The 16,365-nt window shown below is 55.8% G+C and carries 12 protein-coding genes, 4 tRNA genes and 1 rRNA gene; all 17 read right to left on the reverse strand.

What is annotated here, in order from left to right:
* Nucleotides 1-212 precede the first annotated feature (212 nt).
* The 17 genes from rpoC to rrf all read right to left on the reverse strand — a co-directional run bounded on the left by rpoC (nucleotide 213) and on the right by rrf (nucleotide 16,356).
* Nucleotides 213-4,412: a DNA-directed RNA polymerase subunit beta' gene (gene rpoC / locus KGA89_RS13785; protein WP_003206095.1), complete on the reverse strand. Its 4,200-nt coding sequence runs from the start codon at nucleotides 4,410-4,412 to the stop codon at nucleotides 213-215.
* A gap of 64 nt (nucleotides 4,413-4,476) precedes the next feature.
* Nucleotides 4,477-8,550, reverse strand: coding sequence for a DNA-directed RNA polymerase subunit beta (gene rpoB, locus KGA89_RS13790; protein ID WP_013694338.1), 4,074 nt, complete (start codon nucleotides 8,548-8,550; stop codon nucleotides 4,477-4,479).
* Between the two features lie 220 nt (nucleotides 8,551-8,770).
* Entirely contained in the window at nucleotides 8,771-9,136 is a 366-nt protein-coding gene (gene rplL / locus KGA89_RS13795) for a 50S ribosomal protein L7/L12 (protein ID WP_003206098.1), read from the reverse strand.
* A gap of 78 nt (nucleotides 9,137-9,214) precedes the next feature.
* Nucleotides 9,215-9,715: a 50S ribosomal protein L10 gene (rplJ, locus tag KGA89_RS13800; RefSeq protein ID WP_003206099.1), complete on the reverse strand. Its 501-nt coding sequence runs from the start codon at nucleotides 9,713-9,715 to the stop codon at nucleotides 9,215-9,217.
* A 198-nt stretch (nucleotides 9,716-9,913) separates the two neighbouring features.
* Nucleotides 9,914-10,609 carry a 50S ribosomal protein L1 gene (gene rplA, locus KGA89_RS13805; RefSeq protein WP_003186095.1) on the reverse strand — a complete coding sequence of 232 codons (696 nt, stop codon included), beginning with the start codon at nucleotides 10,607-10,609 and terminating at the stop codon, nucleotides 9,914-9,916.
* Nucleotides 10,609-11,040 carry a 50S ribosomal protein L11 gene (gene rplK, locus KGA89_RS13810; RefSeq protein ID WP_003176435.1) on the reverse strand — a complete coding sequence of 144 codons (432 nt, stop codon included), beginning with the start codon at nucleotides 11,038-11,040 and terminating at the stop codon, nucleotides 10,609-10,611. The genes rplA and rplK overlap by 1 nt, the downstream gene beginning before the upstream one ends.
* Nucleotides 11,041-11,157: 117 nt before the next feature.
* Nucleotides 11,158-11,691, reverse strand: a complete 534-nt coding sequence (gene nusG / locus KGA89_RS13815; protein ID WP_003186097.1) for a transcription termination/antitermination protein NusG — start codon at nucleotides 11,689-11,691, stop codon at nucleotides 11,158-11,160.
* Nucleotides 11,692-11,700: 9 nt separating this feature from the next.
* The gene (gene secE / locus KGA89_RS13820) at nucleotides 11,701-12,069 is read right to left on the reverse strand and encodes a preprotein translocase subunit SecE (protein WP_003206102.1); all 369 of its coding nucleotides are present in this window, start codon (nucleotides 12,067-12,069) and stop codon (nucleotides 11,701-11,703) included.
* 45 nt (nucleotides 12,070-12,114) lie between these two features.
* Nucleotides 12,115-12,190 (reverse strand) — tRNA-Trp (locus tag KGA89_RS13825).
* Nucleotides 12,191-12,243: 53 nt separating this feature from the next.
* Nucleotides 12,244-13,437: an elongation factor Tu gene (gene tuf / locus KGA89_RS13830; RefSeq protein WP_003186103.1), complete on the reverse strand. Its 1,194-nt coding sequence runs from the start codon at nucleotides 13,435-13,437 to the stop codon at nucleotides 12,244-12,246.
* Between the two features lie 84 nt (nucleotides 13,438-13,521).
* Nucleotides 13,522-13,597 (reverse strand) — tRNA-Thr (locus KGA89_RS13835).
* 26 nt (nucleotides 13,598-13,623) lie between these two features.
* A tRNA-Gly gene (locus tag KGA89_RS13840) sits at nucleotides 13,624-13,697 on the reverse strand.
* Nucleotides 13,698-13,721: 24 nt separating this feature from the next.
* A tRNA-Tyr gene (locus KGA89_RS13845) sits at nucleotides 13,722-13,806 on the reverse strand.
* Nucleotides 13,807-13,948: 142 nt separating this feature from the next.
* On the reverse strand, nucleotides 13,949-14,404 hold the full coding sequence (locus KGA89_RS13850) for a hypothetical protein (protein WP_223471839.1): 456 nt from the start codon (nucleotides 14,402-14,404) through the stop codon (nucleotides 13,949-13,951).
* Between the two features lie 7 nt (nucleotides 14,405-14,411).
* On the reverse strand, nucleotides 14,412-15,161 hold the full coding sequence (locus KGA89_RS13855) for a pantothenate kinase (protein ID WP_223471840.1): 750 nt from the start codon (nucleotides 15,159-15,161) through the stop codon (nucleotides 14,412-14,414).
* Nucleotides 15,151-16,107 (reverse strand): bifunctional biotin--[acetyl-CoA-carboxylase] ligase/biotin operon repressor BirA, encoded by a 957-nt coding sequence (birA, locus tag KGA89_RS13860; protein ID WP_223471841.1) that lies wholly within the window; start codon nucleotides 16,105-16,107, stop codon nucleotides 15,151-15,153. Before birA ends, KGA89_RS13855 begins: the two co-directional genes overlap by 11 nt.
* A gap of 133 nt (nucleotides 16,108-16,240) precedes the next feature.
* Nucleotides 16,241-16,356, reverse strand: a 5S ribosomal RNA gene (gene rrf, locus KGA89_RS13865).
* Between the last annotated feature and the right edge of the window lie 9 nt (nucleotides 16,357-16,365).

The raw sequence follows: 16,365 nt of genomic DNA on the forward strand, positions 1-16,365 counted from the left end.
TAGCTCCACTGTTGTCTTGCGACGCTATTGTCTTACAAGAAAAGCAAAATGGCAGGAACGAATTCCCGCCAAATTTAGGGGATCAAGAGTCTAAAGAGGATCTTGTCCCCAGTCAAGGCAAGGCCCCGACCTCCCCGCCCGCCGGATCTCGACAATTTGTCTCGATCCGCCGAACGGGGTGACCAGGGCCAGGCACTCAATTACCGCAGAACTCAGTTACCACTCGAGTTCAGTGCTTCGGTCAGTGCAGCTTCCACTTCACTGGCGCTTACGCGCAACGGCTTGTCAGCATCACGGCGACGCTTGCGTTCGCTGTGATAGGCCAAACCGGTACCGGCCGGGATCAGACGACCCACGACCACGTTTTCTTTCAGGCCGCGCAGGTAATCGCGCTTGCCGGTTACCGCCGCTTCGGTCAGCACACGGGTGGTTTCCTGGAAGGAAGCCGCCGAGATGAACGATTCGGTGGACAACGACGCCTTGGTGATACCCAGCAGCACGCGAGTGAACTTGGAGACAAACTTGTCTTCGGTCGCCAGGCGCTCGTTTTCCACCAGTACGTGAGTCAGTTCCATCTGGTCGCCCTTGATGAAACTCGAGTCGCCGGATTCAGCGATCTCGACCTTACGCAGCATCTGACGCAGGATGGTCTCGATGTGTTTGTCGTTGATCTTCACGCCTTGCAGACGGTAAACGTCCTGGATCTCGTTCACGATGTACTTGGCCAGCGCACTCACACCCAGCAGACGCAGGATGTCGTGTGGATCGCTCGGACCGTCCGAGATAACTTCGCCGCGGTTTACCTGTTCGCCTTCGAAAACGTTCAGGTGACGCCACTTCGGAATCAGCTCTTCGTACGGATCGCTACCGTCGTTCGGTGTAATGACCAGGCGACGCTTGCCCTTGGTCTCTTTACCGAATGCGATGGTGCCGCTGACTTCAGCCAGAATCGAAGCTTCTTTCGGACGACGGGCTTCGAACAAGTCGGCAACACGCGGTAGACCACCGGTGATGTCACGAGTTTTCGAAGTTTCCTGCGGGATACGAGCGATAACATCACCGATCGCGATCCGCGCACCGTCCGCAACACCGACCAGGGCGTTGGCTGGCAGGAAGTACTGAGCGATTACGTCAGTGCCTGGCAGCAACAGATCCTTGCCATTGTCGTCGACCATCTTCACAGCAGGACGGATGTCCTTGCCGGCAGCTGGACGATCTTTCGCATCGAGTACTTCAATGTTGGTCATACCGGTCAATTCGTCGGTCTGACGCTTGATCGTGATGCCTTCTTCCATGCCCACGTAGGTCACGGTACCTTTCATTTCGGTAACGATCGGGTGAGTGTGCGGGTCCCACTTGGCCACGATGGCGCCAGCGTCGACCTTGTCACCTTCCTTGACCGAAATCACAGCACCGTACGGCAGCTTGTAGCGCTCGCGTTCGCGACCGAAGTCGTCAGCGATGGCCAGCTCACCGGAACGCGATACAGCCACCAGGTGACCATCCACTCGCTCAACGTGCTTCAGGTTGTGCAGACGGACGGTACCGCCATTCTTCACCTGAACGCTGTCGGCCGCGGAGGTCCGGCTTGCCGCACCACCGATGTGGAACGTACGCATCGTCAGCTGGGTACCCGGCTCACCGATGGACTGGGCAGCGATAACGCCGACCGCTTCACCGATGTTCACCTGGTGACCACGTGCCAGGTCGCGACCGTAGCACTTGGCGCAGATGCCGTAGCGAGTTTCGCAACTGATCGGCGAACGTACGATCACTTCGTCGATGCTGTTGAGCTCGATGAACTCGACCCACTTCTCGTCAACCAGGGTGCCCGCAGGAACGATCACGTCCTCGGTACCTGGCTTGAATACGTCACGGGCGATGACACGACCCAATACGCGTTCACCCAACGGCTCTACAACGTCACCGCCTTCAATGTGCGGAGTCATTACCAGGCCGTGTTCGGTGCCGCAATCGATCTCGGTCACGACCAGATCCTGGGCAACGTCTACCAGACGACGCGTCAGGTAACCGGAGTTCGCCGTTTTCAACGCGGTATCCGCAAGACCCTTACGAGCACCGTGAGTGGAGATGAAGTACTGGAGTACGCTCAGGCCTTCACGGAAGTTCGCGGTAATCGGGGTCTCGATGATGGAGCCGTCCGGCTTGGCCATCAGGCCACGCATACCGGCGAGCTGACGGATCTGCGCAGCAGAACCCCGTGCGCCCGAGTCGGCCATCATGTACATCGAGTTGAAGGATTCCTGGTCGACTTCGTTGCCATGACGGTCGATGACTTTCTCTTTCGAGAGGTTGGCCATCATCGCCTTGGAGACTTCGTCGTTCGCCTTGGACCAGAGGTCGATCACCTTGTTGTACTTCTCGCCCTGGGTTACCAGGCCGGAGGCGTACTGACTTTCGATCTCTTTCACTTCTTCGGTAGCAGCACCGATGATGCGGGCTTTTTCATCCGGGATAACGAAGTCGTTAACACCGATGGAAACGCCGGAAATGGTCGAATAGGCAAAACCGGTGTACATCAACTGGTCAGCGAAGATCACGGTCTCTTTCAGACCAACCACGCGGTAGCACTGGTTGATCAGCTTGGAGATCGCCTTCTTCTTCATCGGCTGGTTGACGACGTCGTAAGACAGACCAGGTGGAACAACCTGGAACAACAACGCACGGCCGACAGTGGTGTCGACGATTCGAGTGTTCTTGACGCTGCCACCGTCACGATCGTTCACGGTTTCATTGATCCGCACCTTGACCTTGGCGTGCAGTGCGGCTTCGCCGGCACGGAACACACGGTCAACTTCCTGCAGATCCGCGAACACACGACCTTCGCCCTTGGCGTTGATCGCTTCACGCGTCATGTAGTACAGACCCAATACAACGTCCTGCGACGGAACGATGATTGGCTCACCGTTGGCTGGCGACAGGATGTTGTTGGTCGACATCATCAACGCACGCGCTTCCAACTGGGCTTCCAGTGTCAGCGGTACGTGCACGGCCATCTGGTCGCCGTCGAAGTCGGCGTTGTACGCAGCACAGACCAGCGGGTGCAGCTGGATAGCCTTACCTTCGATCAGTACCGGTTCAAACGCCTGGATGCCCAGACGGTGAAGGGTCGGTGCACGGTTGAGGAGAACCGGGTGTTCGCGAATCACTTCAGCGAGAACGTCCCAGACCTCTGGCAGCTCGCGCTCGACCATTTTCTTGGCCGCTTTGATGGTGGTCGCAAGACCACGCATTTCCAGCTTGCCAAAAATGAACGGCTTGAACAGCTCCAGGGCCATTTTCTTTGGCAGACCGCACTGGTGCAGACGCAGGGTCGGGCCTACGGTAATTACCGAACGACCGGAGTAGTCAACACGCTTACCGAGCAAGTTCTGACGGAAACGACCCTGCTTACCCTTGATCATGTCAGCCAGGGATTTCAGAGGACGCTTGTTGGAACCGGTGATAGCGCGGCCACGACGACCGTTGTCGAGCAGTGCGTCGACCGCTTCCTGCAACATACGCTTCTCGTTGCGCACGATGATGTCCGGAGCGGACAGATCGAGCAGACGCTTCAAGCGGTTGTTACGGTTGATCACTCGACGATACAGATCGTTGAGATCGGAAGTCGCGAAACGACCGCCATCGAGCGGAACCAGTGGACGCAGGTCTGGCGGCAGAACCGGCAGAACGGTCAGCACCATCCACTCTGGCAGGTTGCCGGAACCCTGGAAGGCTTCCATCAACTTCAGACGCTTGGACAGCTTCTTGATCTTGGTTTCGGAGTTGGTTTGCGGAATCTCTTCGCGCAGACGGCCAATCTCGTGTTCCAGGTCGATAGCGTGCAGCAGCTCGCGGACAGCTTCGGCACCCATGCGGGCATCGAAATCGTCGCCGAACTCTTCCAGCGCTTCGAAGTACTGCTCGTCGTTGAGCAGTTGACCCTTTTCAAGGGTGGTCATGCCTGGATCGATAACGACGTAGCTCTCGAAGTAGAGAACGCGTTCGATATCACGCAGGGTCATGTCCATCAGCAGGCCGATACGGGACGGCAGCGACTTCAGGAACCAGATGTGGGCAACTGGCGAGGCCAGTTCGATGTGCGCCATGCGCTCACGACGAACTTTTGCCAGCGCGACTTCAACGCCGCACTTCTCGCAGATCACACCACGGTGCTTCAAGCGCTTGTACTTACCGCACAGGCACTCGTAATCCTTGACCGGGCCAAAGATCTTGGCGCAGAACAGGCCGTCACGCTCAGGTTTGAACGTACGGTAGTTGATGGTTTCCGGCTTTTTAACTTCACCGAACGACCACGAACGGATCATCTCAGGCGATGCCAATCCAATACGGATGGCGTCGAACTCTTCGACTTGACCCTGGTTTTTCAGCAAATTCAGTAGGTCTTTCAAGGCCTTTCCTCCTGGCGGAGCAGAAAGCGGGCAAAACAGCCCCGCTCTCGATTCGCGTCACGTGTTATTCGGTTTCCAGATCGATATCGATGCCGAGGGAACGAATTTCCTTGATCAACACGTTGAAGGACTCGGGCATGCCCGGCTCCATACGGTGATCGCCGTCCACGATGTTTTTGTACATCTTGGTCCGACCGTTCACATCGTCCGACTTCACTGTGAGCATTTCTTGCAGAGTGTATGCAGCACCGTACGCTTCCAGTGCCCAGACCTCCATCTCCCCGAAACGCTGACCACCGAACTGCGCCTTACCACCCAGCGGCTGCTGGGTAACCAGGCTGTAAGAACCGGTAGAACGAGCGTGCATCTTGTCGTCTACCAAGTGGTTCAGCTTCAGCATGTACATGTAGCCAACGGTAACCGGGCGCTCGAACTTGTTGCCGGTACGGCCGTCGAACAGCTGCATCTGGCCGCTTTCTGGCAGATCTGCCAGTTTCAGCATGGCCTTGATTTCGCTTTCCTTGGCACCGTCGAACACCGGAGTAGCCATTGGAACGCCGCCGCGCAGGTTCTTCGCCAGATCCAGGATTTCCTGGTCGGAGAAGGTGTCCAGCTCTTCGTTGCGACCGCCGATCTCGTTGTAGATCTCGTGCAGGAACTTACGCAGATCAGCGACCTTGCGCTGCTCTTCGATCATACGGTTGATCTTCTCGCCCAAGCCCTTGGCCGCGAGGCCCAGGTGGGTTTCAAGGATCTGACCGACGTTCATACGCGAAGGTACGCCCAACGGGTTGAGGACCACATCGACCGGGGTGCCATTGGCATCGTGCGGCATGTCTTCAACCGGCATAATCACGGAGACCACACCTTTGTTACCGTGACGACCGGCCATCTTGTCGCCCGGTTGGATGCGACGACGGATTGCCAGGTAAACCTTGACGATTTTCAGCACGCCTGGAGCCAGGTCATCGCCCTGCTGCAGTTTGCGCTTCTTGTCTTCGAACTTGTCGTCCAGCAGACGGCGGCGATCAACGATATAGGCCTGGGCCTTCTCGAGCTGCTCGTTCAGAGCATCTTCAGCCATGCGCAGTTTGAACCACTGGCCATGCTCAAGACCGTCGAGAACTTCGTCGGTGATTTCCTGACCTTTCTTCAGGCCGGCGCCGCCTTCGGCTTTGTGGCCGACCAGAGCGGAGCGCAGACGCTCGAAAGTTGCGCCTTCGACGATACGGAACTCTTCGTTCAGGTCCTTGCGGATCTCGTCGAGTTGAGTCTTCTCGATCGACAGTGCACGAGCATCACGCTCAACGCCGTCGCGAGTGAAGACTTGTACGTCGATGACGGTACCCTTGGTGCCGGTAGGCACGCGCAGGGAAGTGTCTTTAACGTCGCTGGCTTTTTCACCGAAGATGGCACGCAGCAGTTTTTCTTCCGGAGTCAGCTGGGTCTCGCCTTTCGGAGTGACCTTGCCCACCAGGATGTCGCCTGCGCCTACTTCAGCACCTACGTAAACGATACCGGCTTCGTCCAGCTTGTTCAGTGCAGCTTCACCCACGTTCGGGATGTCCGCAGTGATTTCCTCTGGGCCAAGCTTGGTGTCACGAGCCACACAGGTCAGTTCCTGGATGTGGATCGTGGTGAAGCGGTCTTCCTGAACCACACGCTCGGACAGGCAGATGGAGTCTTCGAAGTTGAAGCCGTTCCATGCCATGAACGCGATGCGCATGTTCTGACCCAACGCCAGTTCACCCATATCGGTGGACGGACCGTCGGCCATGATGTCGCTGCGCTGAACCCGATCACCCTTGCTCACCAGCGGACGCTGGTTGATGCAGGTGTTCTGGTTGGAGCGGGTGTATTTGGTCAGGTTGTAGATGTCGACACCGGCTTCGCCAGTTTCAACTTCGTCATCGGCAACACGAACCACGATACGGCTGGCGTCGACGGAGTCGATCACGCCACCACGACGAGCCACGACGCAAACGCCGGAGTCACGGGCAACGTTACGCTCCATGCCGGTACCTACCAGCGGCTTGTCGGCACGCAGGGTTGGTACAGCTTGACGCTGCATGTTCGAACCCATCAACGCACGGTTGGCGTCGTCGTGCTCCAGGAACGGGATCAGCGACGCTGCAACCGAAACTACCTGCTTCGGCGATACGTCCATCAAGGTGACGTCTTCCGGCGCCTTGACGGTGAACTCGTTCAAGTGACGAACAGCTACCAGCTCGTCGACCAGGACCTTCTTGTCGTTCATCGTGGCCGAAGCCTGGGCGATCACGTGATCAGCTTCTTCGATGGCGGACAGGAACACGATCTCGTCGGTGACCAGGGCGTCTTTCACCACACGGTACGGGCTCTCGAGGAAGCCGTACTGGTTGGTGCGCGCATAGGCAGCCAGGGAGTTGATCAGACCGATGTTCGGACCTTCCGGCGTTTCGATCGGGCATACACGACCGTAGTGAGTCGGGTGTACGTCACGAACTTCGAAGCCTGCACGCTCACGGGTCAGACCGCCCGGGCCGAGTGCGGAGACACGACGCTTGTGGGTGATCTCGGACAGCGGGTTGTTCTGGTCCATGAACTGGGACAGCTGGCTCGAACCGAAGAACTCCTTCACCGCCGCAGCCACAGGCTTGGCGTTGATCAGGTCTTGCGGCATCAGGCCTTCGCTTTCAGCCATCGACAGACGTTCCTTGACCGCACGCTCTACGCGCACCAGGCCAACACGGAACTGGTTCTCGGCCATTTCGCCTACACAGCGAACACGACGGTTACCCAGGTGGTCGATGTCATCGACGATGCCCTTGCCGTTACGGATGTCGACCAAGGTCTTGAGGACGGCAACGATATCGTCCTTGTTCAATACACCCGAACCTTCGATTTCGGTACGACCGATACGACGGTTGAACTTCATCCGGCCGACCGCAGACAGGTCATAGCGCTCAGGGCTGAAGAACAGGTTGTTGAACAGCGTTTCGGCGGCATCCTTGGTTGGCGGCTCGCCAGGACGCATCATGCGATAGATCTCGACCAGGGCTTCCAGTTGGTTGCCGGTGGAGTCGATCTTCAGCGTGTCGGAGATGAACGGACCGCAGTCGATGTCGTTGGTGTACAGCGTCTCGATGCGAACGACCTGGGCCTTGGCGATTTTTGCCAGGATCTCGGTGTTCAGCTCGGTGTTGCACTCTGCCAGGATTTCGCCGGTGGCCGGATGCACGATGACCTTGGCCGTGGTGCGACCCAGGACGTAGTCCAGAGGCACCTGCAGCTCTTTGATCCCGGCTTTTTCCAGCTGGTTGATGTGGCGAGCGGTGATACGGCGACCCTGCTCGACAATAACCTTGCCTTTGTCATCCTGGATATCGAGGACAGCGATTTCACCGCGCAGGCGCTGAGGCACCAGTTCCAGGCTGAGGTTTTCACCCTGCACATGGAAAACGTTGGTGGTGTAGAACGCGTCCAGCACTTCTTCGGTGGTATAGCCGAGCGCGCGCAGCAGTACCGATGCAGGCAGCTTGCGACGACGGTCGATACGCACGAATACGCAGTCTTTCGGGTCGAACTCGAAGTCCAACCACGAACCGCGGTAAGGAATGATGCGCGCGGAGTAAAGCAGTTTGCCGGAGCTGTGCGTCTTGCCACGGTCGTGGTCGAAGAACACGCCCGGAGAACGGTGCAGCTGGGAAACGATTACACGCTCGGTACCGTTGATTACGAAGGTACCGTTCTCAGTCATCAGGGGGATTTCACCCATGTAGACTTCTTGCTCTTTGATGTCCTTGATCGCTTTGTTCGACGATTCTTTGTCGAAAATGATCAGGCGCACTTTTACCCGCAAAGGTACGGCGTAAGTAACACCGCGCAATACGCATTCTTTGACATCAAATGCCGGTTCGCCCAGGCGATAACCGACGTACTCCAGCGCAGCATTGCCGGAGTAGCTGATGATCGGGAAAACGGATTTGAAGGCCGCATGCAGGCCCACGTCGCGGAACTGATCTTTAGTCGCTCCCGCTTGCAAGAATTCACGATACGAATCCAGCTGGATGGCCAGGAGGTACGGCACATCCATGACGTCCGGCAACTTGCTAAAGTCCTTGCGGATACGTTTTTTCTCAGTATATGAGTAAGCCATCAGCGTTCCCCAGCTTGGTCACCTGCTTGTTTGGCCCCTCCCGACGGGAGCAGCCAGAAAATCGTGCAAACCCCATGGTTTGCGCCACCACATCGGGTGGTTACAGCTCGTGATCAGCACCGACCCAGTCGGCTGCCAATAACGGAAAAAGGCCGGTGGCAAGAGCCACCAGCCATCAGCCTGTCGCTTAACGCTCGGGCTGGAGACGCAAAGTCGATGCTTACTTCAGCTCGACTTTAGCGCCTGCTTCTTCCAGAACTGCTTTGGCTTTGTCAGCTGCGTCTTTGGCAACAGCTTCCAGAACCATGGCAGGAGCGCCGTCAACTACAGCCTTGGCTTCTTTCAGGCCCAGACCGGTCAGTTCACGTACTGCCTTGATCACGTTAACTTTCTTCTCGCCAGCTTCGGTCAGCATGACGTTGAATTCGGTTTGCTCTTCAGCAACGGCAGCAGCAACAGCTGGACCAGCGGAAGCAGCAGCAGCGGTAACACCGAATTTTTCTTCGAAAGCTTTGATCAGCTCAACAACTTCCATTACGGACATGTTGCCAACGGCTTCGAGGATATCGTTTTGAGAGATAGACATGACTCTAAATTCCTGGATTGGGGGACGGCCTACGCGACCATCGAAATAAACAAAAAACGCGAAAAGGAGTGTCGAGCCTTAGGCTGCGGCAGCTTCTTTCTGGTCGCGCAGTGCCGCCAGAGTACGAGCCAATTTGCTGGTTGCGCCTTGAATCACGCTCATCAGCTGGGAAATTGCTTCGTCACGGGTCGGCAGAGTTGCCAGTACGTCGATCTGGTTAGCTGCGAGGAACTTGCCCTCGAACGCAGCTGCCTTAATCTCGAACTTGTCCTGACCTTTGGCGAATTCCTTGAACAAACGGGCAGCAGCGCCAGGATGTTGGGTGGAGAACGCAATCAAGGTCGGGCCGGTGAACACGTCGTTGAGGACACTGTATTCAGTGTCAGCAACAGCGCGCTTGAGCAGGGTGTTACGTACAACACGTACGTAAACGCCAGCTTCACGAGCCTCTTTACGGAGTCCGGTCATAGCGCCTACTGTTACGCCACGGGCATCAGCCACGACAGCGGACAGAGCAGCTTTGGCAGCCTCGTTGACTTCAGCGACGATGGCCTTCTTGTCTTCGAGTTTAATTGCCACGGGTTTAACTCCTGCTTGTTACCGTTTCATCCGGTCGAAACCGAATGTCGTTTTGGTGTCTGATTCGGTAAGGAACCGGGAGCACCATCTGCGTAGGCTTGTGGTTTAAGACTTGCGTCGCCTACGGTCTTGGACAGCCCCCGCCAGGCAGGGACCCCAATTTTTCGATTGGCGCAATTACTTGCGCCAACCTGAGTCTTACGCGTCGAGCGAGCTCTGATCGATGACCAGACCTGGGCCCATAGTGGTGCTCAGGGTAACGCGCTTGACGTAGATACCTTTCGAAGAAGCTGGCTTGATACGCTTCAGATCAGCGATCAGGGCTTCAACGTTTTCCTTCAGCTTGACGGCGTCGAAGCCGATCTTGCCAACGGAAGTATGGATGATGCCGTTTTTGTCGGTGCGATAACGAACCTGACCAGCCTTGGCGTTTTTAACCGCGGTGGCTACGTCTGGCGTTACGGTGCCGACTTTAGGGTTAGGCATCAGACCACGTGGACCGAGGATCTGACCCAACTGACCTACAACGCGCATGGCATCCGGGGATGCGATCACTACGTCATAGTTCAGGTCGCCGCCCTTCATTTCAGCAGCCAGATCGTCCATGCCTACGCGATCAGCACCAGCAGCCAGAGCAGCTTCTGCTGCTGGGCCCTGGGTGAAGACAGCTACACGAACGGTCTTGCCAGTGCCGTGTGGCAGCACGGTAGCGCTACGAACGACCTGGTCGGATTTACGTGGGTCAACGCCCAGGTTTACAGCAACGTCGAACGACTCGCTGAACTTGACAGTCGACAGCTCGGCCAGCAGAGCGGCGGCATCTACAAAGTTGTAGGCCTTGCCTGCTTCGATTTTGCCGGCGATAGCCTTTTGACGCTTGGTCAGCTTAGCCATTACACACCCTCCACGTTAAGGCCCATGCTACGAGCAGAACCGGCGATAGTACGCACGGCTGCATCCATATCAGCTGCAGTCAGATCCGCGTTTTTGGTTTTCGCGATTTCTTCCAGCTGAGCACGGGTAACGGTGCCAACCTTAACGGTGTTTGGACGAGCGGAACCGCTGGTCAAACCTGCAGCCTTCTTCAGCAGAACCGAAGCTGGGGTGCTTTTTGTTTCGAAAGTGAAGCTACGGTCGCTGTAGACAGTGATGATCACTGGAGTCGGCAGACCTGGCTCAAGACCCTGAGTACGGGCGTTGAAAGCCTTGCAGAATTCCATGATGTTCACGCCGTGCTGACCCAGGGCAGGACCAACAGGTGGGCTTGGGTTAGCCTGAGCGGCCTTCACTTGCAGCTTGATGTAAGCGGTAATTTTCTTGGCCATGAGGCACTCCAATTACGGGTTCGAACGCCTCGAAAGGCTCCCCGGTTACTTGCGCGTTTATCCCAGTGACGACAAAACCCCACAGCCTTGGGCTGCGGGGTTGGGATGCCTGCTCAATCAGACCTTTTCGACCTGACTGAACTCTAGCTCTACCGGAGTAGAGCGACCGAAAATGAGCACTGCCACTTGGATCCGGCTCTTTTCGTAGTTAACTTCTTCAACCGTGCCGTTAAAATCAGCGAATGGACCGTCAGTGACGCGTACAACCTCACCTGGTTCAAACAGTGTCTTCGGCTTCGGCTTGTCGCTACCATCAGCGACGCGACGCAGAATCGCTTCTGCCTCTTTATCTGTGATCGGCGCAGGCTTGTCGGCGGTACCGCCAATGAAGCCCATCACCCGAGGGGTATCCTTGACCAAGTGCCAAGTCCCTTCGTTCATGTCCATCTGTACCAGCACGTAGCCCGGAAAGAACTTACGTTCACTTTTGCGCTTCTGGCCATTACGCATCTCAACCACTTCTTCAGTGGGGACCAGAATCTCGCCAAAGCCATCTTCCATGCCAGCCAGCTTTACGCGCTCTACCAGCGAGCGCATAACATGCTTCTCGTAACCCGAGTAAGCATGCACAACGTACCAACGCTTAGCCACGGGACACCCTTAGCCAACAATCAAGGAAACAAGCCAGCCGAGCAGGGAATCGAGCCCCCACAACAGCAACGCCATTACCAGAACAACAGCCACAACAATCAACGTGGTCTGCGTGGTTTCTTGGCGAGTCGGCCATACGACTTTACGAATCTCGGTGCGAGCTTCCTTAGCGAGTACAAAGAAAGACTTGCCCTTGGCTGTCTGCAGGCCTACAAAGGCAGCAACAGCAGCAATGGCAAGCAATGCAAGTACGCGGTACAGGATCGGCGAAGCAGAATAATACTGATTGCCAACAACGCCAATAACCACCAAAGCGACTACCACTAGCCACTTGAGCAGATCGAAGCGAGAGCCTTGAGCTTCAGCTTTAGGAGTCATCTATGAAGATCCTGTGAAAAGAAAGCCAGACACACTGAGTGAATCTGGCAGGTCAGGAGGGAATCGAACCCCCAACCTACGGTTTTGGAGACCGTCGCTCTGCCAATTGAGCTACTGACCTAAAACAAAATCAGGCCGACCATTATGCCGGCCCGAAAAAGACATTACAACTGTTTACTCGATGACTTTAGCTACGACGCCAGCGCCGACGGTACGACCGCCTTCACGGATAGCGAAACGCAGACCGTCTTCCATCGCGATGGTCTTGATCAAGGTAACAGTCATCTGAATGTTGTCACCTGGCATTACCATTTCAACGCCTTCTGGCAGCTCGCAGTTACCAGTCACGTCAGTTGTACGGAAGTAGAACTGTGGACGGTAGCCCTTGAAGAACGGAGTATGACGACCACCCTCTTCCTTGCTCAGAACGTAAACTTCTGCAGTGAACTTGGTGTGCGGCTTGACAGTACCTGGCTTGACCAGAACCTGGCCACGCTCAACATCGTCACGCTTGGTGCCGCGCAGCAGCACGCCGCAGTTCTCACCAGCACGACCTTCGTCGAGCAGCTTGCGGAACATTTCAACGCCGGTGCAGGTAGTTTTCTGAGTATCGCGCAGACCGACAATCTCAACTTCTTCCTGGATACGGACGATGCCACGCTCAACACGACCAGTCACAACAGTACCGCGACCGGAGATCGAGAACACGTCTTCGATCGGCATCAGGAACGGCTTATCGATAGCACGCTCTGGCTCTGGGATGTAGCTATCCAGAGTTTCCACCAGCTTCTTGACAGCAGTGGTGCCCATTTCGTTGTCGTCTTGGCCGTTCAGAGCCATCAGAGCCGAACCGATGATGATTGGAGTATCATCACCTGGGAAATCGTAAGTGCTCAGCAGATCGCGCACTTCCATCTCAACCAGTTCCAGCAGCTCAGCATCGTCAACCATGTCAGCCTTGTTCAGGAAGACAACGATGTACGGAACGCCTACCTGACGGGACAGCAGGATGTGCTCACGGGTTTGCGGCATCGGACCATCAGCGGCCGAGCAAACCAGGATCGCGCCGTCCATCTGAGCAGCACCAGTGATCATGTTTTTTACGTAGTCGGCGTGACCTGGGCAGTCAACGTGTGCGTAGTGACGCACGGCCGAATCGTACTCAACGTGAGCGGTGTTGATGGTGATACCGCGAGCTTTCTCTTCCGGGGCGCTGTCGATCTTATCGAAGTCAACCTTGGCCGAACCGAAAACTTCGGAGCAGACACGGGTCAGAGCAGCGGTCAGCGTGGTTTTACCGTGGTCAACGTGACCAATGGTACCAACGTTGACGTGCGGCTTATTACGTTCGAACTTTTCCTTAGCCATCGAAATCACCCCTAGGAGAAGAATTTAGCGAGTCACACAAGCCATTAAAACAAAGGCAGATATTTTCATATCTGCCTTGTTATATGGAGCTCTTGAGCGGATTTGAACCGCTGACCTCACCCTTACCAAGGGTGTGCTCTACCAACTGAGCTACAAGAGCGAAACACTTTGCACAACCTGCAAACTTGGAGCGGGTAGCGGGAATCGAACCCGCATCATCAGCTTGGAAGGCTGAGGTTCTACCACTAAACTATACCCGCGGAGCTTGCAGCTCACGCTAAAAATGGTGGAGGGGGAAGGATTCGAACCTTCGAAGTCGTAGACGTCAGATTTACAGTCTGATCCCTTTGGCCGCTCGGGAACCCCTCCTAAGCGAGCCGGCATTCTATATCATGCCAGCCTTCTGTCAAGCATTTTCTCATTAAAAACCTGAGGTTAGCTGCGTTGACGTCGCTTCGTATCGCTAACCTTTAAAGGTCTTCGCTGCGAAGCGGGCGCCATTCTATGCAAACTACCCAGCGGGTGCAACCCCTTCGCATGGCATTATTTTATGTTTTAACTCATTGAATTCTTTAGAAAGGTTTTGAAGCAACGTTTCATTCACCTTTCCCGCGCTTTCCTGGGAAACCTGAACCCAGAATCCCCCACCCTCAGGGAGATTTGGCGAGTTCGGCGCAGCAGAACGACCTACGACGCCCGAGGCAGCCAATCGCTGCTCCAGCTGCCTGGCCAGCTCCGGACGAACAAAACCACCCAAGTAAACACAGGTCTTTGGCGCTTCACCGGGTTTACCCAGGTCGCGCCTGACAAGTGCATCCGCCGTTTCGCTCAACAGGTGAATATCCTGCTGCGAACCGCGGTACAAACTGAGCGGAGTCACATCCTTGGCGCGAAGTGGGGCCTCCTGCTGATGCCAGATGCAGTAGAAGACATTCAAAACCAGCAACAACAGGAACAACCACCGCATAGAAACCTCAAGACAAAGGACAGGCCATCGCCAAACCGACAAATACCAGGTCGGGCACCACCCTGGCATCAGGAACAACCCCGGAAACCAGATTGGCGTCCCCACCCGTGAGAAACACCACGAAATCCTTTCCCCAATATTGCTGCGCCAATTCAAGCTGAGTCAGGACAAACCCTCTGAGCATCAACATGCAACCCCGCTCCACCGCTTCGACAGTTGTCCGACCTGGAGCGAGACTCTCATGGGCTCGCTCAGCTGCCATATCGTCATAGCGAATTCTTCGCGTATGAGTACGCAATTGGTTACGCATCAAAGGCATGCCCGGACAAATGAATCCGCCGAGATGCTCACCGTCCGCCGCCACAAAATCAGCCGTAATGGCAGTACCAAAATCAAGGACCAGGCACGCGCCCGAAGCAAGATGGAACCCACCAAGCAGGGCCAGCCATCGATCAAGCCCCAACCGCTCGTAATCCTGGTAGCCGTTTTTCACCCCCGCCATTTCTCGGGCAGGCACAGCACGGGTCACCGATACCCCATACGCATCAACCAGAGAGGCGACCAATGAATCTGTCTCCTCCACGGTCCGCACACTAACAAGACGACATTTCTTGAGCTGGAACTTCTCGGCATTACTCAGGCTCACCAGCAAATCGCTGTCAGAGCTGACCACGCCGCCGTCAACCGGCGTCACCCCGTCGGCACGAAGAGCACGCCATTTGATAAAGCTATTGCCGCAGTCAAGCTCAAGAATCATCACGCAACCTCAGGCTGAGCTCACCACCGCTAAAGTTTTTTTCCACACCCTCTACCTTCAAACGCAGCGCACCCTGGTGATCAATGCCCAGCACAATACCGTCAATTTTATTAACACCGGCGATCAGAGAGACAGCCCTGCCCTGCCAAAGATGGTATTGCTCCCACTCCGACTGTATTGCGGCAAACCCCGATGCATGATGAAGCTTCAGATAGTGCTGAAGCTTCGCACCCAATCGGGCTACCAGCTCATTTCGATCAGAATCCCTTCCTGCCTCAAGACACATGGATGTCCATTGCTGGTCAACCTCATCAGTCGATTGCATATTCACATTAATCCCCACGCCCAGGACAACATGGCAAACGTCTGCGGGATCTCCCACCAACTCAAGCAAAATGCCGGCGATCTTTTTCTCTCCCACCAGGACATCATTAGGCCATTTCAGCCCCGCCTCAGCGATCCCCATATCACGCAGGGCATGCATGACAGCAAGCCCGACGACCAGGCTCAGCCCTTCGATCTGTCGCATGCCGCCGTCAATGCGTAGCACTAGGCTGTGGTAGAGATTTTCGGCAAACGGACTGACCCACTTACGGCCACGACGACCACGACCAGCGACCTGTCGCTCGGCCAAAACCATGAATGGCGCCGCCACCCCACGCTCGATCAAACGCAGCGCCTCGGCGTTGGTGGAGTCAATAGTGTCAAAGATATGGACAGGCCACTCATGAAGGCCTTTTGCGCAAATCTCTGCCGCATCCAAAAGCACCAGAGGTTTAGCCAACTGATACCCCCTACCTCGAACCTTATGAACAGACAGCCCTATTTCTGCTTCCAAGTGCTGTAATTGCTTCCATACAGCACTACGACTGATACCCAGCGCAGCACCCAGCGCCTGCCCTGAATGAAAGCGACCATCCTTCAGAAGTTTTAGCAACGTGAGCATGCGGACTGCGCCCTGATAATGAGGCCCGCATGATAGCCATGCGCAAGACAGTTGCATAGAAACACAAAATGACTTTCCCGCGGGCAAAACAAAACCCCTACCTGCGTCAGCAGATAGGGGTTTCGGAATTTAATCTTGACGATGACCTACTCTCACATGGGGAAACCCCACACTACCATCGGCGATGCATCGTTTCACTGCTGAGTTCGGGATGGGATCAGGTGGTTCCAATGCTCTATAGTCGTCAAGAAATTCGGG

The organism is Pseudomonas sp. A-RE-22 (assembly GCF_019956035.1).
Lineage (GTDB): Bacteria > Pseudomonadota > Gammaproteobacteria > Pseudomonadales > Pseudomonadaceae > Aquipseudomonas > Aquipseudomonas brassicacearum.

What these genes read in the sequence shown, in the direction of transcription:
- rpoB (WP_013694338.1), bottom strand. Translation starts at nt 8,550, where the DNA reads ATGGCTTACTCATATACTGAGAAAAAACGTATCCGCAAGGACTTTAGC.
- rplL (WP_003206098.1), bottom strand. Translation starts at nt 9,136, where the DNA reads ATGTCTATCTCTCAAAACGATATCCTCGAAGCCGTTGGCAACATGTCC.
- rplA (WP_003186095.1), bottom strand. Translation starts at nt 10,609, where the DNA reads ATGGCTAAGCTGACCAAGCGTCAAAAGGCTATCGCCGGCAAAATCGAA.
- rplK (WP_003176435.1), bottom strand. Translation starts at nt 11,040, where the DNA reads ATGGCCAAGAAAATTACCGCTTACATCAAGCTGCAAGTGAAGGCCGCT.
- secE (WP_003206102.1), bottom strand. Translation starts at nt 12,069, where the DNA reads ATGACTCCTAAAGCTGAAGCTCAAGGCTCTCGCTTCGATCTGCTCAAG.
- tuf (WP_003186103.1), bottom strand. Translation starts at nt 13,437, where the DNA reads ATGGCTAAGGAAAAGTTCGAACGTAATAAGCCGCACGTCAACGTTGGT.
- KGA89_RS13850 (WP_223471839.1), bottom strand. Translation starts at nt 14,404, where the DNA reads ATGCGGTGGTTGTTCCTGTTGTTGCTGGTTTTGAATGTCTTCTACTGC.
- KGA89_RS13855 (WP_223471840.1), bottom strand. Translation starts at nt 15,161, where the DNA reads ATGATTCTTGAGCTTGACTGCGGCAATAGCTTTATCAAATGGCGTGCT.
- birA (WP_223471841.1), bottom strand. Translation starts at nt 16,107, where the DNA reads ATGCTCACGTTGCTAAAACTTCTGAAGGATGGTCGCTTTCATTCAGGG.